This window comes from Leptotrichia sp. SK-5 (assembly GCF_055387215.1).
In genome coordinates this window covers 894,915-918,561 of sequence record NZ_AP028931.1, presented here as the reverse complement: position 1 = coordinate 918,561, position 23,647 = coordinate 894,915, and the positions used below count along the sequence as shown (strand labels likewise).

The 23,647-nt window shown below is 30.1% G+C and carries 24 protein-coding genes; 1 reads left to right on the top strand and 23 read right to left on the bottom strand.

Annotated elements, in window-relative coordinates; all coding sequences use genetic code 11:
- Positions 1-118: 118 nt before the first annotated feature.
- The 15 genes from ACZ5B9_RS04585 to ACZ5B9_RS04515 all read right to left on the bottom strand — a co-directional run bounded on the left by ACZ5B9_RS04585 (position 119) and on the right by ACZ5B9_RS04515 (position 14,998).
- On the bottom strand, positions 119-574 hold the full coding sequence (locus ACZ5B9_RS04585) for a PTS sugar transporter subunit IIA (protein WP_314294092.1): 456 nt from the start codon (positions 572-574) through the stop codon (positions 119-121).
- Between the two features lie 34 nt (positions 575-608).
- On the bottom strand, positions 609-1,526 hold the full coding sequence (gene miaA, locus ACZ5B9_RS04580) for a tRNA (adenosine(37)-N6)-dimethylallyltransferase MiaA (RefSeq protein WP_464423540.1): 918 nt from the start codon (positions 1,524-1,526) through the stop codon (positions 609-611).
- A gap of 79 nt (positions 1,527-1,605) precedes the next feature.
- Entirely contained in the window at positions 1,606-2,889 is a 1,284-nt protein-coding gene (gene obgE / locus ACZ5B9_RS04575; protein WP_464423539.1) for a GTPase ObgE, read from the bottom strand.
- A 61-nt stretch (positions 2,890-2,950) separates the two neighbouring features.
- Entirely contained in the window at positions 2,951-3,637 is a 687-nt protein-coding gene (locus tag ACZ5B9_RS04570) for a thermonuclease family protein (RefSeq protein WP_464423538.1), read from the bottom strand.
- A 19-nt stretch (positions 3,638-3,656) separates the two neighbouring features.
- Positions 3,657-4,790 carry a trans-sulfuration enzyme family protein gene (locus ACZ5B9_RS04565; RefSeq protein ID WP_464423537.1) on the bottom strand — a complete coding sequence of 378 codons (1,134 nt, stop codon included), beginning with the start codon at positions 4,788-4,790 and terminating at the stop codon, positions 3,657-3,659.
- A 697-nt stretch (positions 4,791-5,487) separates the two neighbouring features.
- Complete coding sequence (locus tag ACZ5B9_RS04560) at positions 5,488-6,057, bottom strand: GNAT family N-acetyltransferase (protein WP_464423536.1); 570 nt, start codon at positions 6,055-6,057, stop codon at positions 5,488-5,490.
- Between the two features lie 144 nt (positions 6,058-6,201).
- Positions 6,202-6,873 (bottom strand): uracil-DNA glycosylase, encoded by a 672-nt coding sequence (locus ACZ5B9_RS04555; protein ID WP_464423535.1) that lies wholly within the window; start codon positions 6,871-6,873, stop codon positions 6,202-6,204.
- Between the two features lie 55 nt (positions 6,874-6,928).
- Positions 6,929-7,765, bottom strand: coding sequence for an energy-coupling factor transporter transmembrane component T family protein (locus ACZ5B9_RS04550; RefSeq protein ID WP_464423534.1), 837 nt, complete (start codon positions 7,763-7,765; stop codon positions 6,929-6,931).
- Complete coding sequence (locus ACZ5B9_RS04545; RefSeq protein ID WP_464423533.1) at positions 7,766-9,478, bottom strand: ABC transporter ATP-binding protein; 1,713 nt, start codon at positions 9,476-9,478, stop codon at positions 7,766-7,768. It abuts the gene before it with no gap.
- Positions 9,479-9,628: 150 nt separating this feature from the next.
- Positions 9,629-10,171: an ECF-type riboflavin transporter substrate-binding protein gene (locus ACZ5B9_RS04540; protein WP_464423532.1), complete on the bottom strand. Its 543-nt coding sequence runs from the start codon at positions 10,169-10,171 to the stop codon at positions 9,629-9,631.
- A 110-nt stretch (positions 10,172-10,281) separates the two neighbouring features.
- On the bottom strand, positions 10,282-10,767 hold the full coding sequence (locus ACZ5B9_RS04535) for a deoxycytidylate deaminase (protein ID WP_464423531.1): 486 nt from the start codon (positions 10,765-10,767) through the stop codon (positions 10,282-10,284).
- 3 nt (positions 10,768-10,770) lie between these two features.
- The gene (locus tag ACZ5B9_RS04530; RefSeq protein WP_455041353.1) at positions 10,771-11,283 is read right to left on the bottom strand and encodes a hypothetical protein; all 513 of its coding nucleotides are present in this window, start codon (positions 11,281-11,283) and stop codon (positions 10,771-10,773) included.
- A 9-nt stretch (positions 11,284-11,292) separates the two neighbouring features.
- Entirely contained in the window at positions 11,293-12,597 is a 1,305-nt protein-coding gene (locus ACZ5B9_RS04525; RefSeq protein WP_464423530.1) for an AAA family ATPase, read from the bottom strand.
- Positions 12,598-12,682: 85 nt separating this feature from the next.
- Positions 12,683-14,023, bottom strand: coding sequence for an exodeoxyribonuclease VII large subunit (gene xseA, locus ACZ5B9_RS04520; protein WP_464423529.1), 1,341 nt, complete (start codon positions 14,021-14,023; stop codon positions 12,683-12,685).
- A 255-nt stretch (positions 14,024-14,278) separates the two neighbouring features.
- Positions 14,279-14,998 (bottom strand): helix-turn-helix transcriptional regulator, encoded by a 720-nt coding sequence (locus ACZ5B9_RS04515; RefSeq protein WP_464423528.1) that lies wholly within the window; start codon positions 14,996-14,998, stop codon positions 14,279-14,281.
- An 87-nt stretch (positions 14,999-15,085) separates the two neighbouring features.
- Here ACZ5B9_RS04515 and ACZ5B9_RS04510 point away from each other — a divergent pair, with 87 nt between their 5' ends.
- Positions 15,086-15,508 carry a pyridoxamine 5'-phosphate oxidase family protein gene (locus ACZ5B9_RS04510; RefSeq protein WP_021743981.1) on the top strand — a complete coding sequence of 141 codons (423 nt, stop codon included), beginning with the start codon at positions 15,086-15,088 and terminating at the stop codon, positions 15,506-15,508.
- 125 nt (positions 15,509-15,633) lie between these two features.
- Here ACZ5B9_RS04510 and ACZ5B9_RS04505 read toward each other — a convergent pair whose 3' ends face one another.
- The 8 genes from ACZ5B9_RS04505 to ACZ5B9_RS04470 all read right to left on the bottom strand — a co-directional run bounded on the left by ACZ5B9_RS04505 (position 15,634) and on the right by ACZ5B9_RS04470 (position 23,564).
- On the bottom strand, positions 15,634-16,143 hold the full coding sequence (locus ACZ5B9_RS04505) for a PD-(D/E)XK nuclease domain-containing protein (protein ID WP_464423527.1): 510 nt from the start codon (positions 16,141-16,143) through the stop codon (positions 15,634-15,636).
- Positions 16,144-16,510: 367 nt separating this feature from the next.
- On the bottom strand, positions 16,511-17,419 hold the full coding sequence (locus tag ACZ5B9_RS04500; RefSeq protein ID WP_021768294.1) for a DUF1385 domain-containing protein: 909 nt from the start codon (positions 17,417-17,419) through the stop codon (positions 16,511-16,513).
- A 60-nt stretch (positions 17,420-17,479) separates the two neighbouring features.
- Positions 17,480-18,553 carry a DNA integrity scanning diadenylate cyclase DisA gene (gene disA, locus ACZ5B9_RS04495; RefSeq protein ID WP_021768293.1) on the bottom strand — a complete coding sequence of 358 codons (1,074 nt, stop codon included), beginning with the start codon at positions 18,551-18,553 and terminating at the stop codon, positions 17,480-17,482.
- Positions 18,554-18,587: 34 nt separating this feature from the next.
- Entirely contained in the window at positions 18,588-19,946 is a 1,359-nt protein-coding gene (gene radA / locus ACZ5B9_RS04490) for a DNA repair protein RadA (RefSeq protein WP_464423526.1), read from the bottom strand.
- Positions 19,947-20,064: 118 nt separating this feature from the next.
- Positions 20,065-20,568, bottom strand: coding sequence for a pantetheine-phosphate adenylyltransferase (gene coaD / locus ACZ5B9_RS04485; RefSeq protein ID WP_071124508.1), 504 nt, complete (start codon positions 20,566-20,568; stop codon positions 20,065-20,067).
- 15 nt (positions 20,569-20,583) lie between these two features.
- Positions 20,584-21,297 carry a ribonuclease III gene (gene rnc / locus ACZ5B9_RS04480; protein ID WP_464423525.1) on the bottom strand — a complete coding sequence of 238 codons (714 nt, stop codon included), beginning with the start codon at positions 21,295-21,297 and terminating at the stop codon, positions 20,584-20,586.
- A gap of 97 nt (positions 21,298-21,394) precedes the next feature.
- Positions 21,395-22,627 (bottom strand): beta-ketoacyl-ACP synthase II, encoded by a 1,233-nt coding sequence (fabF, locus tag ACZ5B9_RS04475; RefSeq protein ID WP_464423524.1) that lies wholly within the window; start codon positions 22,625-22,627, stop codon positions 21,395-21,397.
- A 715-nt stretch (positions 22,628-23,342) separates the two neighbouring features.
- Positions 23,343-23,564: an acyl carrier protein gene (locus ACZ5B9_RS04470; protein WP_026748316.1), complete on the bottom strand. Its 222-nt coding sequence runs from the start codon at positions 23,562-23,564 to the stop codon at positions 23,343-23,345.
- Positions 23,565-23,647: the final 83 nt, after the last annotated feature.

The window sequence follows — 23,647 nt, the reverse complement described above, 5'->3', positions numbered from 1 at the left end:
ATACCAAATTATATAAAAAAATACAATTAATTTTTCAAATAAAATACAAAAATATTTTTTTTTAATTTTAGAATCTCAAATAAAATCAGTAAATATACATACTTTATTAATATTATTTTTAAATATTTTTTAATTTTTCAAAAATTTCTTCTATTGTTTCTACATTTTCCATTTGCTCAATTAATTCTTCTTCATATGTTAGTTTTGAAATTTCAGCTAACAAATCTAAATGTTCTTTTTTTGTTTCTTCTGGAGCTGCAATCATAAAAATTAATTTTGAAGGTTCTCCATCCATACTTTCAAAATCCACACCTTTATTAGAGATTCCTAAGGCAAGGGAAAGTTTTTTTACAAACGGTGTTCTTGCGTGCGGAATTGCTATTCCATCCTGCATTCCTGTAGGTGTCAATTTTTCCCTTTCATTTATTTCTTTTACAAATTCTTCCAGATCTTCTGAATCAAGCACTCCACTTTCCACAAATAATTGTGCCATTTCCTTAATAATTTCCTTTTTAGTTTCCCCAGTCAAATGTAATTTTACTCTTTCTGGTGTCAAATATTCTAATATCTTCATGATTTTATACAGGACACAGCCTGTAATCTCCTTTCTAAAATTTTTTCCATTTTTCAAAAATGTCTTTTATTACTTCATTTTCAGATAATTCTGACAAATTATAAGTAATGTAGTTTTTTTCTTTTTTGAACCATGTCATTTGTCTTTTTGCATATCTTCGGCTTTCTTTTTTTATTTCTTCAATCGCTTCCTCTAACGTTATTTTCTTATCAAAATAGCAAAATAATTCCTTATAACCTATCGACGATATTTTGAAACAACTTTTGTTATATTTCGTATATATTTTGTGTGCTTCTTCAATAAGCCCCTTTGAAATCATAATGTCCACTCGCTTGTTAATACGCTCATAAAGTTCTTCTCTATCCCGTGTAAGAAAGATTTTAAGAAATTCATAGTTATTATTCTTGACATTTTGAACACGCAATTCACTAAATTTCCCACCAGTCAAAAGACAAACTTCAATAGCCCTGACTAATCGTAATTTGTTGGATAAGTCAATCTCATCATAAGACTTTTTATCGAGCCTTTTTAGCATCTCCTGTAATTCTTCTATATTCCTGCTTTCTAAATCAGCTCTAATTTTTTCATCTTTTGACGGCAACTGTGCAAATCCATCTGTAATTGATTTTATATAAAGTCCTGTTCCACCTGCAATAATAACATTTTTTTCAGTATTTTGATAATTTTCATTCAAAATAGCATTTACAGCTCTTTCAAAATCTCCCACAGAATAATCTTCATCAGGGTTTACAAGGTCAATCATATAATGTGGTATTCCCTGCATTTCTTCATGAGTTATCTTTGCTGTTCCAATATTCAGTTCCTTATAAACTTGAGATGCATCTGCCGATATAATCACTGCATTTAATTGTTTTGCAAGTTTTATTGACAAATCTGTTTTCCCCACTCCCGTCGCACCTGCAATAACAATCCCTTTTAATTTTTTTTGCATTTTCTAATTTTTTATCCTCCCTCATTATAAGTAAACCACATTTTTCTTTCTTTGTAAATATTTTTATAAAAATTTATTACTAAATCACATATTCAAATTCATAACCAGCAATAATTATAATATCTCCTTCTTCAACCCCAGCCTTTTCAAGCTCTGTCTCCATTCCAAGACTTCTCATTTTCTGAAGAAAATTTATTATTCCCTCTTCTCCTATAAATACATATTTTCTCAGCACATCATCAACAATACGTCCATCAATTTCAAATACATTATCTGCTGTTTTCTTAATAATCCAGTCTTCTTTCCTGTTATTTTCCTGAATTAGTTCCTCAACCGAATAAACTTCTTCTAACTCTTCTCTAGGTATTTCTTGAATTAATTCCCACGCCTTTGATAAAACTGGTTTTAATCCGTCATTTGCGATTACAGAAACTGGATATACGTATTCTGCCCCATTTTCCTTCACAAATTTTTCAAATTCATCGTATTTTTTATCTTCATAGAGCATATCAATTTTATTTGCTACTACAATCTGCCTCTTTTGAGATAACTTTTCGCTGTAATTTTTTAATTCGTGATTTATTTTTACAAAATCTTCCTTAGGGTCACGTCCATCAAGGCCTGAAATATCCACAATATGAATAATCAGCTTACATCTTTCAATATGCTTTAAAAACCTATCTCCAAGTCCCACTCCTTCGTGAGCGCCTTCAATAAGTCCTGGCACATCCGCCACCACAAAACTTTCCTCATCTCCCATTCTGACAACTCCCAATTTAGGCTTTAATGTTGTAAAATGGTAACTTGCAACTTTTGATTTGGCAGCTGACACTTTATTAATAAAACTTGATTTTCCTACGCTTGGATAACCCACGAGAGCCACATCAGCAAGCAGTTTTAATTCCAGTTTTATTTTTAACTCTACACCTTCACGCCCACTTTCTGCAATTCTTGGAGCTTTTTTTACTGATGATTTGAAATGAATGTTTCCACGTCCACCATCTCCACCTTTTAAAAATATTACTTTTTCATTTGGATTATCCAAATCAAGCAGCAGCTTATTTGTTTCAAAATCTCTAATCATTGTTCCAACTGGAACTTTTATAATCAAGTCTTCCCCTGATTTTCCAGTAGAACGTGCAGCAGACCCTTTTGTCCCGTCTTGTGCCTTAAATTTTTTACTGCTCTTAAAATCCACAAGAGTGTTGATATTTGGATCAGCGATAAAGACAATATCTCCGCCTTTTCCGCCATCTCCACCGTCAGGCCCTCCAAACTGTACAAATTTTTCACGTCTAAATGTAGCCGCTCCATCTCCTCCATTTCCAGAAATTACTGTAATTACACTTTCATCTATAAACATTTTATCATCCTTTTCTTTATTTCACTTCTTTTTATTCATTTAACAAAATTACTTAAACTCATTATTTACCTTTAGTTCTGCCCGTTGCTGATGATTTTTTCTCTCTTCTGTAATTCCACGGCTCTATATATCCTCTTTTCCCAAACAGTCCAAGTTTATTCTTTTTGGCATTTTCCTGATAAGCCTGCATTCTAGTATCATTTTTATCGTATTCCTGATACCACCACGCATTCCCAGCCTTTACCATTTCCTCATTTACATTTTTTCCGTCAGCATAGACTACAGCCACTGTTCTGCCATATCTATCCCTGTTTTTCTCCTCAATTTCAAGTGTCTTTCCGCTCACCAGCTTTTCCAGCTCCTGCTTGCTTTCATTACCATAATCCTGCGTCTTTTCAGGAGCATCAATTCCAAACATCCTGATTTTTATAACTTCTCCAGTAAATTTTCCATTTTCCACTTTCTGAACATTCATAGTATCTCCATCGCTGACTTTTACAGCCTGATAACCTTTCAGAATAGTCGGATTTTGCACAACTTTAGCATTTGAAGAATTATTTTTTGTACTTTTTGCAGCTGTACTTTTTTTGGAATTGGTTGTTTTTGCTCTTTTTTTACTCGATTTTGAATTAACTCCATTGTATGCAAATCCAAATATTGCTAATAATACAGTAATTATCGCAGCAATTAATTTTTCATTTCCAACTTTTGAACTTCTTCCAGTTTTTCTTCTTCTTTTTGTTGCCATCTATTTTTTCCTTTATTCTTTATTTTTCCAATGCCTGTTTAAAATCTTCAATCAAATCATCAATATTCTCAAATCCAACTGCAATTCTTATCAATGAGTTTGTAAATCCTCTGGCCGCTTTTTCTTCATCAGGCATTTCGGCGTGCGTAATCGTACTTGGATGAGTTACCAAAGTTTCTGCCCCACCAAGACTCGCTGCAAATAGCGCCACATTCAGACTTTCAAAAAATGTTTTTACTTTTGAATCGTCCTTTAAAGTAAATGAGAACACTGAACCTCCACCTGTTGCCTGACTTTCATGAATTTTTTTACCTTTATTTGTATCCAAAGTCGGATAGTAAATTTTATCAACTGCATCATGGCTTTGAAAAAATTCTATTAGCTTTTCCGTATTCGTTTGTGCCGCTTCCACTCTAAGTTTCAATGTTTTCAGACTTCTCATCAAAAGCCAGCTGTCAAATGGAGAAACTAAGGCTCCAGCCGCAACTTGTGAAAATTTAATTTTTTCCGCAAGCCCCTCATCATTTGTAATCGCAACTCCAGCCAGCAAATCATGATGCCCAGATAAAAATTTAGTTGCACTATGAATTACAATATCAATCCCAAAATCAAGCGGTTTCTGTAGATACGGAGTCATAAAAGTATTGTCTGCAATTGTTATCAAGTTATGCTCTTTTGCAATCTCTACAACTCCTCTCATATCTGTAACATCAAGCAATGGATTTGACGGAGTTTCAATAAAAATAGCCTTTGTATTTTCTTTAATAGCATTCCTAATATTATCCAAATCAGTTGTATCGACAAAAGTGTATTCCAATCCAAATTTTGAATAAATATCATGAACAATCCTATAAGTTCCACCATAAATATCCTGACCTAAAATAATATGATCTCCAGCTTTAAACATTGTAAATACAGACGTTGTAGTCGCCATTCCCGATGAAAAGGCATATCCATATTTACCATTTTCCAATGCCGCAAGTATTTCTTCAAGCTCATTTCTCGTAGGAGCCGAAACTCTTGAATATTCAAATTCCTGCGTTACTCCAAATTCTGCCACAGGAAAAGTTGAAGCAAAATTAACATTTGTTCCCCAAAGTTCTCTCTTTTTTCCTTTTCTTATCCCATGTATCGTTTTTGTTTCAAATCTCATAACACTATCACACTCCATTTCTTTTTTTACTATTTTACCATCTAAACTTTTGATGCTCTTCTAATCTTATAAATATTTAATTTTTATTTTTTATTATGTAAATTAATGATTTTTTATACTTCTTATGTTATAAGTTGTTTTTATTAATATTTATTTTTTTATCTCTTTTAATATCTTTTTATTTCAAAAAAACACTCCATTTCATACTGTTTAGCAAGGAATTTAAATTTCTTGTTCTCAGCACAGTTTATATCTTAAATGTTAGTTTATTTAATAACAGTTTTACTATTTTTATTATTTTTTTCGCAGGATTGCTCATTGCCGCAAATCCTGCACCTATGGCTAGACTACGACTTTTATTTGCCCAACTCCGAAACTCCTCCTTCCAGTCGTCAAACAGTCGTAGTTGAACAAATAAAAGCTCCGTCAATTTATTAAAATCATAGATTGAATAAAAATATAAAAACAAACAAAATTTCGTTAAAAGAAAAATAGCTGTTTGAGCTTTTGAAATAAATTTTAAATTGTATTTCATTATTTATATTAAAATAACCAGTATTCAAAAGTGAGTTCTATTTTTCTTTTATAAGAAAGTTTTGTGTAAAGCAGGGTTGTAAGGGCATGGCGTCTGATGCCCTTACGTTAAAATTAATCAAAATATAAAAAATGTTTTATTTGAAGGTTTAAAAAAAAATATTTAAAATAATTTATGTGGTATTTTTATTATTTTCTCATAAGCAATCCTCTTTTCTCCAACATCAGGCTCTCTATCCAAATAAATCACACCGCAGTAGCTGAATCCGTTCTTTTCAAGAAATCTCTTCATTGGTTCATTGTTTTCATGTGTATCTGCTTTTATACTGAGTATTTTGTTTTTTATACACTCTTTTTCCGAAAATTCTAATATCTTTGTTGCAATCCCTTTATTCTTTATTTCAGAATCAACTGCCAGCCTGTGAATTACAATATAATCATCATTTGTTATCCATTTTCCTTCAATTTTAGAATATGGTTCTTCCTTTTTAGGCGACAATACAATAGTTCCGACAATTTTTTTAGAAATCTGATTTTCGGATTTATCATTTTTTTCGGAAATTTTTTCTAAAATATAACTAATTCCCAATTTTATATCATTTTCAATAACTTCTCTATCTGGATATCCATTTTGCCATTGATCTAAGCCAAGTTTCCTTAATTCGATTTTTGCTTTTTCGATGATTTCTAAAATTCTGTCCACATCATCAAAAGTTGATTTTCTAAAATTCACAAAAACTCCTCCCTTTCGTAAAATTTAAATAATCATTTAAAAAATTTCTTTGGAATTTTGTTAATACAGTAACTTTCTATTTTTGGACAAGAGAACTTGACCTCTAGATAGCAATATTACTCAATTTTTATAATTTTTTTATTTTTATATTTGCCAGTCAATTTCCTCTTTCCCTAGCTCTTTCAAAATATCATTAGCTTTCTTAAAGTGTCCACAGCCAAAAAATCCACGGCTTGCAGATAATGGGCTTGGATGAACACTTTCCAGAATATAATGTCTATTTGTATCAATAAAGGCTTTCTTGCTTTTGGCGTTATTTCCCCAAAGTATAAAAATTATTGGCTCTTCACGTTCATTTAAATATTCTATTACATTATCTGTAAAAATTTCCCAGCCTATTTTTGAATGTGAGTTGGCATTTCCAGCAACTACAGTAAGTGCTGTATTTAAAAGTAGAACTCCCTGTTTTGCCCATTTTTCAAGAAATCCATTTTTACTCATTTTATACCCAAATTCATTTTCAATTTCTTTATAAATATTTTTTAGGGAAGGTGGCAAGGCAACTCCCTGCTTTACAGAAAATGCCAGTCCATGTGCCTGATTTTCGCCATGATACGGATCTTGTCCTAGAATTACAACTTTGCAGTCCTTATAACTAGTTAGCTTAAATGCAGAAAAAATCTCATTTTTATCAGGATAAATTGTTTTTGTCTTATATTCTTTCACTAAAAATTTTCTCAAATCCAAATAGTAATCTTTTTCAAATTCTTTTTCTTTTTTAAAAATTTCATCCCAGTCATTTCCGATATTAACCATTTTCCCATCATTCCTCTCATTAAAAATTCAAATCTTATTTCACAGTCAAATTTTTCTAATTCACAAAAGGATTATAGAATCTTCCACCATTTATTTTTATAAGTACAATTGAAGCAATTACGAATATTGCTGTTACAAAGATTGCTATAACATCTGGCATTTTCATTTTTCTTGACTGATACCACGTTCTCTTTTTTCTTTTTCCAAATCCTCTTAAAATCATTGCATTGCTTATAATATCTATTTTTTCAATGCTTGAAAATATTAACGGCATTAATGTATAGGATATATTTTTTATTCTTGTTATTAATTTTACATTTTTGGAAATATCTATTCCTTTTGCCTGCTGTGCCTTGCTAATTGTAACAAAGTCCTCTTGCACAGTTGGAATATATCTTAGTGCAATCGAAACTGCATAAGAAAATTTATACGGCACACCTATCCTGTTTAATGAAGACGCAAACTCGCTTGGATTTGTTGTAATTATAAACAGCAAAGCGACAGGAATAACCGAAAAATACTTGACAAATATATTAAACTCATAAAACAGCTGTTCCTTCGTTATCACACAATTTCCAAAAATTTTCAAAATATCATGCCTTGTTCCATAAATTTTTGTTCCTTCAAGCGGAGAAAATAAAAAAATCATAATTAAATTTAATACAAGAAAAATAGTAATTAGATAAAATACAATTTTTATTTCATTAAACTTTATTTTGGAAATTCTGAAAAGTACAAATCCTAAAAATGTCAAAATTAAAAGAAGCCTCGTATCGTAAGTAAACATAATTGCAACAGTCCACAATATGAAACAAATCAGCTTTGCCGCTCCATTTAGTCTATGAATCACAGAATCCTTTTCGATATATTCCAGTAAAAATGTACCTGCCATCTAATCACCCGCCTTTTTCTGCTCTTTTTCATAATGCACAAATGTTCTTATAAGCTCTTCGGAATTTATCCCAGCCTTTTCCGCCACATAGTGAAGTGAAGTTTCCTTCAAATTTGCCTGCTCCAACACATTTCTATCTACCAAAATCTGTGCTGGATTTCCTGATTTTATAATTTTACCTTCATTAAAAACGTATGCTTTGTCAGTATACTCTAACATTAAATGCATATCATGCGTTATAAATAAAATTGTAATCCCAAATTCATTCAGCTGTTTCAAAAATTCCATTATTTCCCTGTAATGAAATAAATCTTGCCCTGCTGTCGGCTCATCCACTATTATCATCTCAGGCTGTAATACAAGGACAGATGCTATTGTAACCCTTTTTTTCTGTCCATAACTAAGTGCTTTTATAGGCCATTTTCTAAATGGCTTTAATTTACATATTTCCAGAATTTCAATAACTCTTTTTTCTATTTCATCTTCTGAAACTCCTCTAGTTTTTAGACCTAATGCTACTTCATCAAAAACTGTAACTTTTGAAATCATTGCATTCGGATTTTGCAGTACAAAACCTATTTTTTCAGCCCTTTTTGTTATATTTTCTTCACTTATATCTAAATTTTTATAGTAAATCTTTCCTTCATCTTGCTTTTCAAATCCTGCAATAACCTTTGACAGCGTAGATTTTCCAGCTCCATTTGAACCAACTATGCTTATCATTTCACCTTTTTTTACATCTATATCTATGTTTTTTAATATTTTTCTTTTCTTATTGTATGAAAATGAGATATTTTCAAGTTTTAATAATGTTTCTTCAGATTTTTCCCTTGCTTTCGGAGAATTATATTTTATCCAGTTTAAAATGCCATCTTTTGATTCAGAAAAGTCAATCTTTTCAATATTAGAAATACTGCTATATTTCTCAAGATTGGCATTACTGTATTTTAGCAAGGAAATATACAAAGGCTCTCTTATGTTTATCTTGCTTAATAAATTTCCAGTTAAAATATTGTCTGGCGTATCATCAGCAACAATTCTGCCCTCATTCACAACAATAATCCTGTCAATTCCCCTGTGCAGCACATCTTCAAGCCTATGCTCTATAATTATTGTAGTTAGTTTTTTATTATTATGAAGTTCATCTATCAGTTCGATAGCATATTTTCCGCTCAAAGGGTCAAGATTTGCAAGTGGTTCATCGTAAAGAACAATATTGGTATCGTCCACCATTATTCCAGCAAGTGATACTTTCTGCTTCTGTCCGCCAGATAAATCATGCGGCTTCAAGTCAAGCAATGTTTCAATTTTTACAAATTTTGCAATTTCTTTTACCTTCTCTTTCATAATCTGTGTCTTTACTTCATCATTTTCCAGAGCAAACGCTATATCTTCCGCAACAGTAAGCCCCACAAACTGCGCATCCGAATCCTGAAGAACAGTTCCCACATATTTAGAATGTTCAAATACTTCCTTACACTTTTTTCCATAAATCTCAAACTTTCCTGTTATTTCCCCCTTGTAAAAATAAGGAACAAGTCCATTTATACAATGTCCCAAAGTGCTTTTTCCCGAGCCTGACGGTCCTATTATAACGACTTTCTCCCCTTCGTAAATTTTCAAATTTATATTATGTAATGTAGGTTCCGACTGACTTTCATACTTAAATGTAAAATTTTCAAAATTTACAGCAATTTTTCTATTTTCTTCCAAATTCTCCTCCCTTCAAGTTAGGAATATATTTTTATTTAAATTTATTCAGTAATCTAAATTGTAAATTTTTATTTTATAAAGGTTAAACAAAATACCCGCCTAATCTTCTCATAGCCATCAAAGCTACTTGAAAAATGCGGGTTATTTAAATTATTCCTGTTTTAAGCTTCCTTTGCTTACTATTGTTTTTGAAAATGCAAATATTAAAATTGTACCTAAAATCGCTACAACTAACATATTTCCAAGTGCCGCTGTAACTCCTTGCGCAAATGCTTTCGCCTGTGGTTCCTTATATATTGCAATATCAATAATTGGAGCTAGAGCTACCCAGCTTATCAAACTTATAATTACTTCTCCCACTATAAATTTTACAATTTTTGCTCCATTGAAATTCTCAATTTTAACAATTTTTCCTAAAAATCCAGTTGCCAGCCCAAAAAATGCTGCTGCTGCAACCCAGCTGAACCACACACTTCCATATCCTGAAATATCATTAAGCGTATGCCCAATAAATCCAATTCCTAGCCCAACTGCAGGGCCATATATAAATGCCATCAACGCCACAAAAGCAAAAGTTACTTGTAATGTCGTATTAGGAATTGGTGTCGGAATTGCTACAAATCTTGATAATACAATATAAATCGCTGCACCGATTCCCATTGCTACCACTTTTTTAATTGTTGTTGCTTCCATTAGTCTCACCTCTTTTAAATTTTCAAAAGTTTAAATACATTATATACTAATATTACTTTTTTCTCAACTAAAAATAACAATACTTTTTCATAAATTTTATTAAATTATATTTAATCTTTAAACTGGATATTTATCACTTCTTTCTCAATTTCAAGATGTATCGTTTCTACCTGTGCATTTTCAAAAATCCTTCTTGAAGCCTTTGTAGAATCAAGCGACTTGTGTTTATCAGAAAAATATATTACCTTTTTTATTCCTGACTGTACGATTGCTTTTGCACACTCATTGCACGGAAAATGTGTCACATAAATAGTACAGTTCTTCAATGATTTTATACTGTTAAGGATAGCGTTCAGTTCAGCATGCACAACATAAGGATATTTCGTATCCAAAAACTCCCCGTCCTTATCCCAAGGCATACTGTCATCCGAACTTCCCATAGGAAACCCGTTATATCCAATTCCTATTATTTTTTTATCTTCATCAATAATACAAGCCCCAACCTGTGTAGACGGATCCTTACTTCTCATTCCTGACAAAAACGCTATTCCCATAAAATATTCATCCCATGATAAATAATTATCTCTTTTAGACATTCTTCATACCCCACTTTCTAAAATATCCAATATTTTAAAAATATTACTTCCAATACTTACATTTTCAGGTTCTTCAATGCTTAAATATTTTTCAATTGATTCTTTCATTATAAATTTTTCAGCAATTTTTACCTTTTCTTTTTTATTTTTAGTTTCATTATCGATTTTTAAAATCATTTCAATATTTTCATTATTTTTAATCAATTTATATTTATTTCTTTTAACAAATTTCTTTATATCAATTAAAAATGTTATATCTTTATTATCATCTCGATATTTATCCAAATCAATCACATAGATAATCTCATAATCAGAATTTCTATTTTGATTTTTAAATTTATCTATTTTCTGCTTAATTTGTTTATCTTTTTTATTATAATTATATTTCCCGTCAAGAATAATCCATTCTAATTTAATTTCTTTTTTCAACTTTTCAGATTTCACATAATACTTGATAATTTTATCAACATATATTTTATCTGAATTTCCCTCAACCAAAAACAGCCACAGTTTCATAATTCCCCCTTAATTCTCCTCTTCAAACGTATTAAATATTTCAAAAAAATCATAATATTCAATATTATATGGCATATTTGGTAACATCCCCTCCAAATACTGCTTTCTTGGAGAATAATTTCCATTTTTTATCCAAGGCTTTATTTCCTGATATTCAGTTATAAAATCTATCGAATTTTTATATTTTTTTAAAGTATCCAAAATACTTGTATTATGAGCCGTAAACGTAAACTGTCCTTTCCCATTTTCAGCAAAAAACTCAATTAACCTATTCAAATATAAATCATGAATACTCATATCTATTTCATCAACAAATACAATTCCACCATTATTAATCGTATCCAAAACATCAAATAATCTAAACAGTGATTTCATTCCCATACTTTCATATTCAAAATTTATCTTATAATCCTTGTAGTTGAAAACATATTCAATTTCATAATAATTTTCATCAAAATCTTTCTTTTCAAACTCTATTTTATTTAGTTCAGGATTAAATAATTTCAAAAATCTTTCTTTTCTTTCTAGACTTTTATTCAAATTTTCAATTTCTTCTTTTGTTTTAGATAAGATATTTCTCTTTTTAGCTTCTTGATTTACATAATCAACATCTATTTTATAAAGCCAATTTTGATTTTCAATATTAACAGAAAACATTTTATAATAACTGTCTTCCAAATGAGTAAAAATATTAATTTTGGAATACAACATATACAAATATGCAAATTCAAATTTCTCAGATTCTAATTTATCTTCTCTATCTTTCGCAATATCATTAATAATCAAACTTATTATACTTTTTCTTTCTAATAAATTCATTGATAACTTTTCTATTTCATCTAAATTTTTAAAATAATTTGACTTCTCTTTGTTTATCTTTCCATTTTCTATAATTAATGTTTTTAATATCTCTTTTCTATCTAGCTTTTTTTTATTTATTATTTCTTTTGTAATAATAATTTTCCCATTTTCTATTTTCAAATTTATTGAATGTTCAAAAATATGTTTTTTATTATTTTTATCAACAACTAAAAACTCAGCAGATAAATAACATTCTTTAAGTTTTTTATTTATTATTTCATTTAACAAACCACTTTTTAAAATTAAATAATCACTATCTAATACAATATTTCTTAAAATTTCAATTCCTTTTATAACAGCAGTTTTCCCAATTCCGTTTCTTCCAAAAATTCCTTTAACATTATAATTTTCCCTATTAAAATTGCGAATATCCTGCTTATAAAAACTAATTTCAATCGTTTTTTCAATGTTTTTTATTCCATTTAATCTAAATTCTAAAAGATAAAATTCCATCTTAAACCACTCCTTTTAAAAAATATACATTTTGTATATTTTAATACAAAAGGTTAAAAAAATCAATATTTTTCTTTAATAATAATTACTTAACAACCACTTTCTTCTTAACATCCGAAAACTCTATCTCCAATTTATCTTCCTTGCTAAGCTCAATTCCTCTCTTAACAATCTTCCCATTTTTTCGAGTTATTGTATAACCTTGTTTTAAAATATCACTTACTGAATATTTCGAAAGCTGTGCTTTTTTATATTTGAGTTCCTTTTTTCGATTTTCAAAAAATTCCAGTATTATTTGGTTAAGTTCGGCTGATTTTTTCTTTAAATTTTCTTTTTCACTTAAAATTATTTTTTGTAAATTAATTCTATCAAATCTCTGTTTTCGGTAATCCAGCTGTTCTCTTGATTTCTGTACAATTCTTCTAAGTTCCCTTGATAATTTCTGTTCTTTTTCCATCAATTCAAATTTTTTATTATCCAGAATATTTGCAAAATTCTTTATATAATAATTATTTTTTCTGTATTCCAGCTCTTTTTTCATCAATGCAACTTTATTTAAAAGTAATTTGCTCAAAAGATTCTTTTTACTTTCCAATTCATCTGTCAATTTTTCTTTTTCAGGAATCAAGATTTCTGCCGCCTGAGTTGGTGTAGCCGCCCGTTTATCAGCGACTAAGTCTGAAAGAAGATTATCAATTTCATGTCCTACCGCCGAAATTACGGGAATTTCAGATTTATAAATAGCTTCTATCACAGCTTCCTCATTAAATGCCCACAAATCCTCAATGCTTCCTCCACCACGTCCAACAATAAGCGTATCTATTTCAAGGTACTTTTCTTCGTTCATTCTATTAAAAAACTCAATTCCTGCCGAAACTTCCCTTGCTGCACCTTCTCCCTGAACCTTTGCTGGGTAAAGGTAAATATTCACATTTGGAAATCTTTTATGCGTTGTATTTATAATATCCCTAATTGCTGCTCCTGTATCAGCTGTTACAACACCAATATTTATAGGCAATTTCGGTAATTGTTTTTTTATTTCATCAGAAAAATATCCCTTTTCAAAGTACAACTTTTTAAGCATTTCCATTTTCTCATAAAGCAGCCCTAGAGAATTACTTTTTTCAAGAAAATCTGCTACAATCTGATAACTTCCATTTGCTTCATAAAGCGTAACGCTACCCCGAATTTTTACCAAATCCCCTTCCTTCAAATCCTCAGGCACTCCTCTATATTTATAACGAAAAATAGCACATTTCACACTTGCATTTGCATCTTTTAACGTAAAATACAAATGTCCCGAACGATAATACGTAATATTAGAAAGTTCCCCTTCAATAAAAATGTTCTTAAAAGTATTTGTTCCCTCCAAAAACATTTTAACTTCCCTATTTATATCACTTACGGAAAATACTGTCTGTTCCATAATTTCCCCCATTTCTTACATTTTTTGTTCTTTAATAATAACATATTTCATCTCTTTTCTCAACTGATGAAATTTTTTTACACAATTAATTTAAATAATTTCTAAAATTTTTATAATATATCCTAAAATCTATTTTAAATTAAACTACTAAAATTATATAAATTTAAAATTTGAGTAAAATAGTCATAACTTTTTAGTTGAATTTTAAAGCTGTTTTACTGTATATAATTACAAAACTATGATACTTTACTTAAACTATATTTCAAGCTCAAAATTTATCATATTGCAATCATGAATTTTATACATATCTGAATTTAAATTAACAAACTTTTCAAAAGATATTGATTGAAATTTATTCTCTTCTGCTAAGTAGATAATTTTATCACATTGAAAATTTTTAATTTCCTTATCCTCAAAATCATATCCCGAAGCAAGCCACTGTCCATAAACAGATGATATTTTGAAAAACTGAACAAAATAATATTTCTCTTTCTTTTCTTCTTTATACAAAATTTTACAAACTTTTTCTTCTATTGAATTTTCAAGAATTTTCTTTAAAAATGGACTTTCCTTTTGATGCTTTGAAACTTCAAAATTTAATATTGTCTCCATTTTGTTAATTTCCTCCACTTGTCTCTGCGGAAGACAGTTTTTAAATTTTTCTTTCAATTTTTCAATATCTAAATGAAAAGGTGTTGTTTTGTATCCTTTTAACGTAAGCATAGTGAAGTATAACGCATATATTTCATTTACATTGAACAAGACAGGAGAGAGCAGTTTATTTTTTAAAATTTTATACCTTCCATTTCTCCCGCTAAAAGAATAAATTGGCATCCCAATTTCCTCAAGAGATTTTATGTCTCTTAAAGCCGTATTTTTGGAAATACTGTATTTTTCCATAATATCTTTTAAATTAAAAGTCTCTTTATTGTTAAGATACATCATCATATCATTAATCCGTTCTGATTTTTTCATTTTTCTCCCAATTTTTTTATTTTAATAGTACCATATTTTGATACTATTTTGAAGTATAATTTAAAATATAAATTTAAGGAGGAAATTATGGATATAACAAATAACTTTTTAGAAATTATGGAAAAAACTACTGATATGGCAATAGCTTCTTCAGACTCAAGTAATCAGCCTAATGTAAGAATTGTAAGATTTTATTATAATTCAGATGAGAAAATTTTATATTTTTTAACACTAAAGAATAGTCAAAAAACAGTAGAATTTGAACAAAATAACAAAGTAGCTTTTACAACAATTCCTATAGATGGTCTAAAACACATTAAAGCTAAAGGAATTATAAGAAAAAGTCAAAAATCTGTTCAAGATTTAAAAAACAAATTTATAGAAAAAATACCAGAAGTAAAAAAGAATATTGATGAAGGAGAAAACTTTATGGAATTATATGAAGTATCTTTTACAAAAGCAACTGTTACTCTTGATGTTAAAAATACTAAGGAATTTGAGATTTTATAATCAATCATAAAATAAACTTAAAATTTATGATTATTTTTCAAATTTCTATTTTATTTAATTTTCTAAAAATAGATTTGAATATAAGTTAAAAGGGTATCACTCAGCATACCCTTTTTAATAATAAATTATTCTTCCTCTACTACAACCTCCACATCCTTTTTCCTAAATCCCATACCAATTTTCACAATTTCTTTATAACCTTCATATCTTAACCCTTCAGAATAATTCCTGTCATTTATTTGCTTCAAGGCACTTTTTGCAGTTCTTTTCAAATTTTTGCTATCTTTTGCTCTTGAATACTTAAATTCAAATATAAACGCTTTTTTAGTTTTATTTTTTGGCTTCAATACCAAATCAGGAATTCCATCTCCACTTTCTACATTTGATTTTACAAAATAATTTTCTGACATTATGGAAACTAGTCCAATTACAAACAGATGATAAGAATTTTCTTCCTTCAAGTCTCTAAAACTTATCGCATTTTTTAAAAGTTCCCTTATTTCCAATCTAAATTTTTCATAATTTCCATTAATCAAATGCTCTCCAAGTCCATAAAATCTGTAATGTCCCCGATAAGTCCTATACAAAAATCTGATTCTGAAAAAATCAAACAGTTCCTCATTTGGAATTTTCAAGTCATAAACGTTTCTTTCAAGCTTCTTTTCGATGCTTACACAATTGGAAGAAATTATTGCTACCTGTAAAGATACAGTCGATTTTATTTATTTTGAAAATTTAAATCTAAGAGGAAGATACAAAAAAATTATTTTAAATTTTATTTCAAAAAATTTTCCCGAGTATAATCAGCTATATCAGGATATCTATACAAAGAATAAAAAAGAATACTGGTATTTACTAATGGAAGATATAAATAGATTATGTAAAATTTATGATATAAAATATAAAACTTTCTTTTTTCATGATAATAAATCAAGTTAAATCTTAAAAAATTAAAACACAAAAAAAGCACCCCCTTATAAGAGTGCAATATATTTTTATTTTTTATTCAAAAACTTCCGTCGCATTCGTAACTTCATTCCCTAACGCCACATTCAAAGCTACAATTGCCACTTCCAATTGGCTTTCATCAGGCTCGCTTGTAGTTATTTTTTGTAGCCACATTCCAGGAATTGCAATCATTTTGGCAAAAACATTATCCAGATGGTAGCTTGTCCAACGCTGTATTTCGTAAGAAAGTCCAGCAACAAATGGTACAAACAGTATTCTTGTCACTAACTTATAAAGAAGCATCGTAAAATGTCCAGTTGGAACTTTAAAAAACAAGTCAACTGTTGAAAATACTAAAATACTAATAAACATTACAAGTAAAAGAAAGCTTGTACCACATCTTGGATGAAATCTTGTACATTCTTTTGCATTTTTTGGTGTTAATTCCTTTTCCATTTCGTAATTCATAATACTTTTATGTTCTGCTCCATGATATTCAAAAACTCGCTGTATATCCTTCAAAAACGAAATTCCGTAAATATATCCCAAGAAAAGTATCAATTTTATAACAGCCTCAACAATATTGGCTTTTAAAACATTGTCTTTAAAGAAAAAGCCTCCAACAGCAGATGGTAACCACATAAACACCGCTATTCCCAATAAAACCGATGTCATAACAGTAAACCCAACCTGTTTATCCGTCAATTTCTCCTCTTCCAGTCCAGCCTGATTTGACGCAAAAATAAGCTCCTTCGTCCCAACGACCATTGCATCATAAAGTGCTATAACTCCTCGCACAAAAGGTACTTTTAACCATTTATTATTTTTCTCGGTAAGCGTTATTTTTTTATAAACAATACTTCCATCCTGCTTACGAACAGCTGTTGCAATAGCTTTAGGCCCTCTCATCATAACCCCTTCTACAACAGCCTGTCCTCCAACAGTCACTCTTTTATCTTCCATTTTTACCTACTTTCTTAATATCTTCTATTTTTATAAATTTTTCTCATTTTAATTAATATTTTATTCCCTGTCAATTACTGCTCTATTTTTTATACGTTTTAATGATTTATTAATATGCTCAGCCTTATATTTACTTACTCCTTTTATTTTAGCAATATCTGAGGCTGTTGACATCAAAATTGACTGAACATTTGAAAATTCCTTTACAAGAATCTCTCTGTCCTTTTTGCTTATTTTGGTTATATTGCTCAAAAGTCCATAACCACGTGGCTCTATCTTCTCATCAAGATTTATGATATTTGTGTCAAATCCAAGAAGGCACACGATTTTTTCATCATCCAGTAATTCCTCTTTTGTTAAGGATTTTACTCTTAAACCAATTTTTTCTGCTGTTTCCTCACTTATTTTATAATCCTTTATAAGAGCATCAAAACTTTCGTTTTTATTTAACATTATTTCTTCATACTGAATTTTTATAAGCCGTCCTTCACTTCCTAGCTCCGCCATGTATTCAATTAATTCTTCCGACATTCTAAAAAGCAATCCATACATTCTTACACACTCTACAATATCATAAAGCGTTACCATATTGTCAAATTCCAAGATAGACAAATTAACATGATTTTTCTCAATCGCAAGGGAATATTTCTCAAGAGCCGTTATTGCCTGTGAAGATTTTGTCAACAAATCTCCAATTTCATTTAATAAATATCTAAACTTGCCATAATATACTGTTATTTTATTTCTTCTCTCAGAAACTGCAACAACTAAATTTCCTTTTTGCTGAGCAATTCTGTGTGCCGCTTGATGTCTTGTTCCGCTTTCATCTGTTTCTATGGAATAATTTGGCTGTAACTGGATATTTGCTCCATAAATTGTTTTTATATCCTCTGACAATATAATTCCACCATCCATTTTGGACAATTCATAAACTTTTTGTGGTGAATATACTGTATTTAGCTCAAATCCACCACCCATTACATCTTTCAAATCATTAGGATTTCCCAATACAATTAATGCACCTAACTTTGCTTCCTGAATTTTATCTACCGCTTCTCTCAAAGCCGTTCCTGGTGCTATCCTCTCAAATATGTGCTCCAATATTTTCTTCTTGTTCACTACCTTTTTTAACATTTTCTTATCCTTTCGCCCATTTTTCTCTGTTGGCTTATCTTATCCTCTCGACAAGTTCACTTATATTGCTTATATAGTTAAGCTTTATTTTTGTTTTTTCTTTTTCAAAATCAGCCTGATGGCTCTTTGGTAAATACACTCCCACAAATCCCAGTTTTTCCAGTTCATTTACCCTATTTTTGATAAATGAAACTTTTCTCACTTCGCCCCGTAATCCAAGCTCTCCAATAGCAGCTATTTTTTGACTTACGGGTATGCCTTTTATTGAAGATAAAAGCGAAAAAACTACAGCTAAATCAGAACTTCTGTCGTTCAAGTCAATTCCACCTGGAATGTTAATATAAATATCTTTAGAATTCACATCCACCTTTAATGACCGAGATAAAACCGCACTCAATATTTCCACACGATTTTTATCATACCCCTCAACTGTTCTCCTAGGCATCCCAAAATTTGGTGTTCCCAGTAACGATTGTACTTCAAATAAAAATACACGGCTTCCTTCAAAAATTGGTACAATAATGCTCCCAACATTTTTCTCGTCTCTATCACTTATAAAAAATTCAGATGGATTTTTCACTTCACTAATTCCGTTTTCCTTCATATCAAAAATCGAAATTTCATTTGTAGAACCGTAACGGTTTTTTATTGAACGGATAATTCTGTAATAGTTATTTTCTTCTCCTTCAATCTGCAGTACAGCATCAACCATATGCTCTAATAACTTTGGTCCTGCCAGTTTTCCATCTTTTGTAACGTGTCCTACAATATAAAACGCAATTTCATTCTTTTTAGCAATTTCAATGATTTTTAAAGTTGTTTCACGAATTTGTGTTACACTTCCAGGGATAGAATTTACATTTTCTGAATAAAGTGTCTGAATTGAGTCAATTACTACGACTTTAGGCTTATCTTTTAAAATTACACTTTCAATTTTTTCTATATTTGTATCATTCAAAATATACAAATTTTCACTTTGTACATTAACACGTTCTGCACGCTGTTTTATCTGTCGAGGCGATTCCTCTCCAGAAACATAAAATACATTCCCAATTTTTGTATACTCCTGTGACAACTGAAGCAAGAAAGTTGATTTCCCGATCCCAGGGCTTCCTGTAATAAGCACAACTTCCCCTTTTATAAGTCCGCCTCCTAAAACCCTGTCAAATTCTTCAAATGGAGTTACCATCCGAAATTCCTTCTCAATTTCAATATCCGTTATCTTACTAATTGAAACATCCCCCGATTCTACATTTCTAAAAGTACTCTTTATATCAATCTCTTCTTCAAAAGTTCCCCATGAATCGCAGTTAGGACATTTTCCAAGCCATTTTAATGAACTATAACCACATTCTGAGCATATATATTTTGCCTTCGTTTTTTTTACAGCCATTTTAAGTCCTTCTTTTATCATTTCTTATTCATATTACCAAATTTTTTTAACAAAATTATGTTTTTTCCCTTTTTATTAACTGTGAATTTTAGTAATCTAGCAATACATTTAAAATTATTTAGTCTTTTTGTAATTCTTCAACTTTTTTAATTAAACACTTTTTAACATTTTCTGTAACAAAAAAACTCAAATCACCTTTATTTAATGCGACTTCCTTCACAAGACTTGAACTCAAGTACAGATATTCCCTTGAAGCTGTTAAAAACACTGTTTCAAATTCACTTTTTGAAAGTGTTTTATTTGTAAGCGTAAACTGTAACTCGTATTCATAATCTGATAAAGCACGAAGCCCTCTTATTAAAATATTTACGTTTTCTTCGTACATAAAATCAACTAACAATCCGTTAAAAATTTTTATTTCAGCATTAATGTCTTCTTTTTTCAAGATTTCTTCTATCATCTCAACTTTTTCTTCATCTGAAAACCAGGCTTTTGATTTTGTAGAATTTTTAAAAATTCCTATTATTAACTTATCAAATAAATGCGAAGAACGTTTTATAATATCAATATGTCCCTTCGTTATTGGATCAAAACTCCCTGGATATAACGCCACTTTTTTCATATTGTTCTCCTGTTTTTACTGCTTTTGTTTTTTTAATTTTGCTAACGCCTCTTTTGCCGCATGTTTTTCAGCTTCCTTTTTACTTTTCCCAATTCCTACTCCGTAAATTTTATCATTCCAGCTTACAGAAATTTCAAAAACTTTATCGTGGTCAGGACCTTTTGTATTAAGCAGCTTATATTCTGGCATTTTTCTATATTTTCCTTGAACAAATTCCTGTAAAACCGTTTTATAATCACCAGTTCCTTCTATTTCTTCAAGTTTATTTATTTTTCCAAGCAGTAATTTCAATGCCACATTTTTCGCAGTATAATAATCTGAATCTTTAAAAATCGCACCAATCAAAGCCTCAAAGGCATCACCTAAAATAGACCTTCTATTTCTGCCGCCAGACATAATTTCGCCATTGCTCAAATACAAATATTCTCCTAGTTCAATATCGCTTGCAATAGTAGAAAATACAGGTTCACTTATAATTTGGCTTTTTAGTTTTGCAAGTTCGCCTTCCGTCTTTTTTTCATAAAGTTCATAAATATATTCTGTTGTTATAAGATTTACAACTGCATCTCCTAGAAATTCCAGTTTTTCATTGTTAAATCTTCTATCTTTTTCCGTTTCATTAGAATACGATCTATGTGTCAACGCCTCTTCTAAATATTCCTCATTTTTAAATTCATAGCCTATTTTCTGCATCAATTCCTTAGCATCCCTATTTGCACCCGTTTCCATAGTTTCACCTCCTTCATTTTTATTATTTATTTTTTACGCTTTAATTAAGGGGAAAATCAATGTTTATTCTCCCCTTAGTTATTTCAAAATATTTTTATTATTTATATTTTCTAAATGCTAGAACCGCATTGTGTCCACCAAATCCTAGCGAGCTTGACATTCCTACTTCAATATCTCTTTTCACAGGCTTATTCGGTACATAATCCAAATCACATAATGGATCTGGATTCTCATAATTTATAGTTGGAGGCATAATTCCTTCTGAAATTGCAAGTGCCAAGAACGCCGCTTCAATTCCTCCTGCTCCACCTAATAAATGTCCAGTCGCACCTTTTGTAGAACTTACAGAAAGTTTGTATGCATGTTCTCCAAATGCTGTTTTTATTGCCTGAGTTTCATTTTTATCATTAGCAGGTGTCGATGTTCCGTGCGCATTAATGTATCCAACTTCTTCAGGTTTGATATTTCCTTGCTCTAAAGCCATTTTAAAAGCTCTTGCGGCACCTTCTCCACCGTCAGATGGTGCTGTCATGTGAAAAGCATCTCCTGTTTCCCCATATCCAACAACTTCTGCATAAATTTTTGCTCCACGTTTTTTAGCGTGTTCCAACTCTTCCAGCACTAGCACTCCAGCACCTTCCCCAAGTACAAATCCATCTCTATCCGCTGTAAATGGACGTGATGCAGTTTTTGGATCTGGATTAGTTGACAATGCTTTCAAGTTTGCAAATCCTGCTATTCCTGATGGAGTTACTGTTGCTTCTGTTCCTCCAGCTACCATTGCATCAGCCTTTCCTAACAAGATTGCCTGAAAAGCATCTCCAATTGAATTTGTTCCTGAAGCACAAGCTGTAACAACAGTCTTATTAGGTCCTTTTGCGCCTATATAAATTGAAGTATTTCCAGAAGCCATATTCAAAATTGCCGCTGGAATATAAAATGGAGATACTCTCTTAGGCCCTCTTGTAACAAGTTTTTCCACTTCCTGCTCAATTACATCCAGCCCACCTATTCCTGAACCAATAATTACTCCTATTCTATCCGCATTTTCTTCAGTAATTTCCAAGTTCGCATCTTCCAATGCTTCTTTAGAAGCCGCAATCGCAAATTGTGAAAATCTGGCTATTTTTTTCAATTCTTTTTTTTCAATGTAATTTTCAGGCACAAAATCCTTCACTTCTGCCGCAATATGCACTGAATGCTCCGAAGTGTCAAACTGCGTAATCTTGTCAATTCCACATTCTCCAGCCAACAAATTTTTCCAAGCCTTATCTTTTCCAGTTCCTAATGGTGTTACCAGTCCTATTCCTGTAATAACTACTCTTCTCATTAATACACCTCTCATCTTTTATTTTTTTATTTTAAATATATTTAATTTATTGAGATAATATTTTAATTTTTCCCTTATATTATTTATTTTAAGCAGAGGTATCAAACGCCATACCTCTGCACTCCCGCTTTACGCAAATTTTCTTATAAAAGAAAAATAGAACTCGCTTTTGAACATAGATTATTTTTAATTTAAATAACTTTATCCAATTTAAAATTTACTACAAAAGCTCAAACAGCTATTTTTCTTCTAACGAAATTTTGCTTATTATTTGTTTTAGTTAAATTAACTGTTTTAATTAAACTAAAAATGTCGTGATTTTTTGGAAATAAAATCGACTAAACACATTTATGTGTTTTTTTCGCCATAACTTCTACAATAAATTCATTTGATAGAATTAAATTCACTCTGTAATTTGCGAAAGTGAGCGTAGTTTTACGTAGCGAGTTTCGATTTTGTTTTCAAAAAATGCTTAGACGAGCTGGGTTTGCAAAGGGGATAGCGACTGTTCCCCTTTGCTTAAAAAAAAGAAAAAACATAAATATTATAAAAAAAGTATTTATTAATAGTAATCTTATTTTTATAAAAATTACAAACAACTACTTATTTATTTTATTATTTTAAATAATAACTTTTTTACAATAAGATTATTTTAACATTTTTTCATTTTTTTTTCAATAAAAAAGGGGGAAAAGTCCCCCAAAAGTTTTATCTATTATTTAGATTCGATGTATTCAATTACATCTTTAACTGTTTTAATTTTTTGTGCATCTTCATCAGGAATTTCAATGTCAAATTCTTCTTCAAAAGCCATGATTAATTCAACTGTATCTAATGAATCAGCTCCTAAATCATCAACAAAAGACGCATCTTCTGTTACTTGATCCTCATCTACACCTAATTGATCTACTACTATTGATTTAATTTTATCTAGCATTATAATGCCACCTCCATATTTATTTTCTAAAATTATTATACCAAATGAATTTGAAAAATGCAACTAAAATTTATTAATAATTA

Bases quoted from the DNA above. Each gene is read 5' to 3' on its own strand.
- ACZ5B9_RS04585 (WP_314294092.1), bottom strand. From the start codon at position 574: ATGAAGATATTAGAATATTTGACACCAGAAAGAGTAAAATTACATTTG.
- miaA (WP_464423540.1), bottom strand. From the start codon at position 1,526: ATGCAAAAAAAATTAAAAGGGATTGTTATTGCAGGTGCGACGGGAGTG.
- obgE (WP_464423539.1), bottom strand. From the start codon at position 2,889: ATGTTTATAGATGAAAGTGTAATTACAGTAATTTCTGGAAATGGAGGA.
- ACZ5B9_RS04570 (WP_464423538.1), bottom strand. From the start codon at position 3,637: ATGGCAACAAAAAGAAGAAGAAAAACTGGAAGAAGTTCAAAAGTTGGA.
- ACZ5B9_RS04565 (WP_464423537.1), bottom strand. From the start codon at position 4,790: ATGAGATTTGAAACAAAAACGATACATGGGATAAGAAAAGGAAAAAAG.
- ACZ5B9_RS04555 (WP_464423535.1), bottom strand. From the start codon at position 6,873: ATGGTTAATATCGGAAATGACTGGGATGAAATTTTTAAAAAAGAAAAA.
- ACZ5B9_RS04550 (WP_464423534.1), bottom strand. From the start codon at position 7,765: ATGGCAGGTACATTTTTACTGGAATATATCGAAAAGGATTCTGTGATT.
- ACZ5B9_RS04540 (WP_464423532.1), bottom strand. From the start codon at position 10,171: ATGGAAGCAACAACAATTAAAAAAGTGGTAGCAATGGGAATCGGTGCA.
- ACZ5B9_RS04535 (WP_464423531.1), bottom strand. From the start codon at position 10,767: ATGTCTAAAAGAGATAATTATTTATCATGGGATGAATATTTTATGGGA.
- ACZ5B9_RS04530 (WP_455041353.1), bottom strand. From the start codon at position 11,283: ATGAAACTGTGGCTGTTTTTGGTTGAGGGAAATTCAGATAAAATATAT.
- ACZ5B9_RS04525 (WP_464423530.1), bottom strand. From the start codon at position 12,597: ATGGAATTTTATCTTTTAGAATTTAGATTAAATGGAATAAAAAACATT.
- xseA (WP_464423529.1), bottom strand. From the start codon at position 14,023: ATGGAACAGACAGTATTTTCCGTAAGTGATATAAATAGGGAAGTTAAA.
- ACZ5B9_RS04515 (WP_464423528.1), bottom strand. From the start codon at position 14,998: ATGAAAAAATCAGAACGGATTAATGATATGATGATGTATCTTAACAAT.
- ACZ5B9_RS04510 (WP_021743981.1), top strand. From the start codon at position 15,086: ATGGATATAACAAATAACTTTTTAGAAATTATGGAAAAAACTACTGAT.
- ACZ5B9_RS04500 (WP_021768294.1), bottom strand. From the start codon at position 17,419: ATGGAAGATAAAAGAGTGACTGTTGGAGGACAGGCTGTTGTAGAAGGG.
- disA (WP_021768293.1), bottom strand. From the start codon at position 18,553: ATGTTAAAAAAGGTAGTGAACAAGAAGAAAATATTGGAGCACATATTT.
- radA (WP_464423526.1), bottom strand. From the start codon at position 19,946: ATGGCTGTAAAAAAAACGAAGGCAAAATATATATGCTCAGAATGTGGT.
- coaD (WP_071124508.1), bottom strand. From the start codon at position 20,568: ATGAAAAAAGTGGCGTTATATCCAGGGAGTTTTGATCCAATAACGAAG.
- rnc (WP_464423525.1), bottom strand. From the start codon at position 21,297: ATGGAAACGGGTGCAAATAGGGATGCTAAGGAATTGATGCAGAAAATA.
- fabF (WP_464423524.1), bottom strand. From the start codon at position 22,627: ATGAGAAGAGTAGTTATTACAGGAATAGGACTGGTAACACCATTAGGA.
- ACZ5B9_RS04470 (WP_026748316.1), bottom strand. From the start codon at position 23,564: ATGCTAGATAAAATTAAATCAATAGTAGTAGATCAATTAGGTGTAGAT.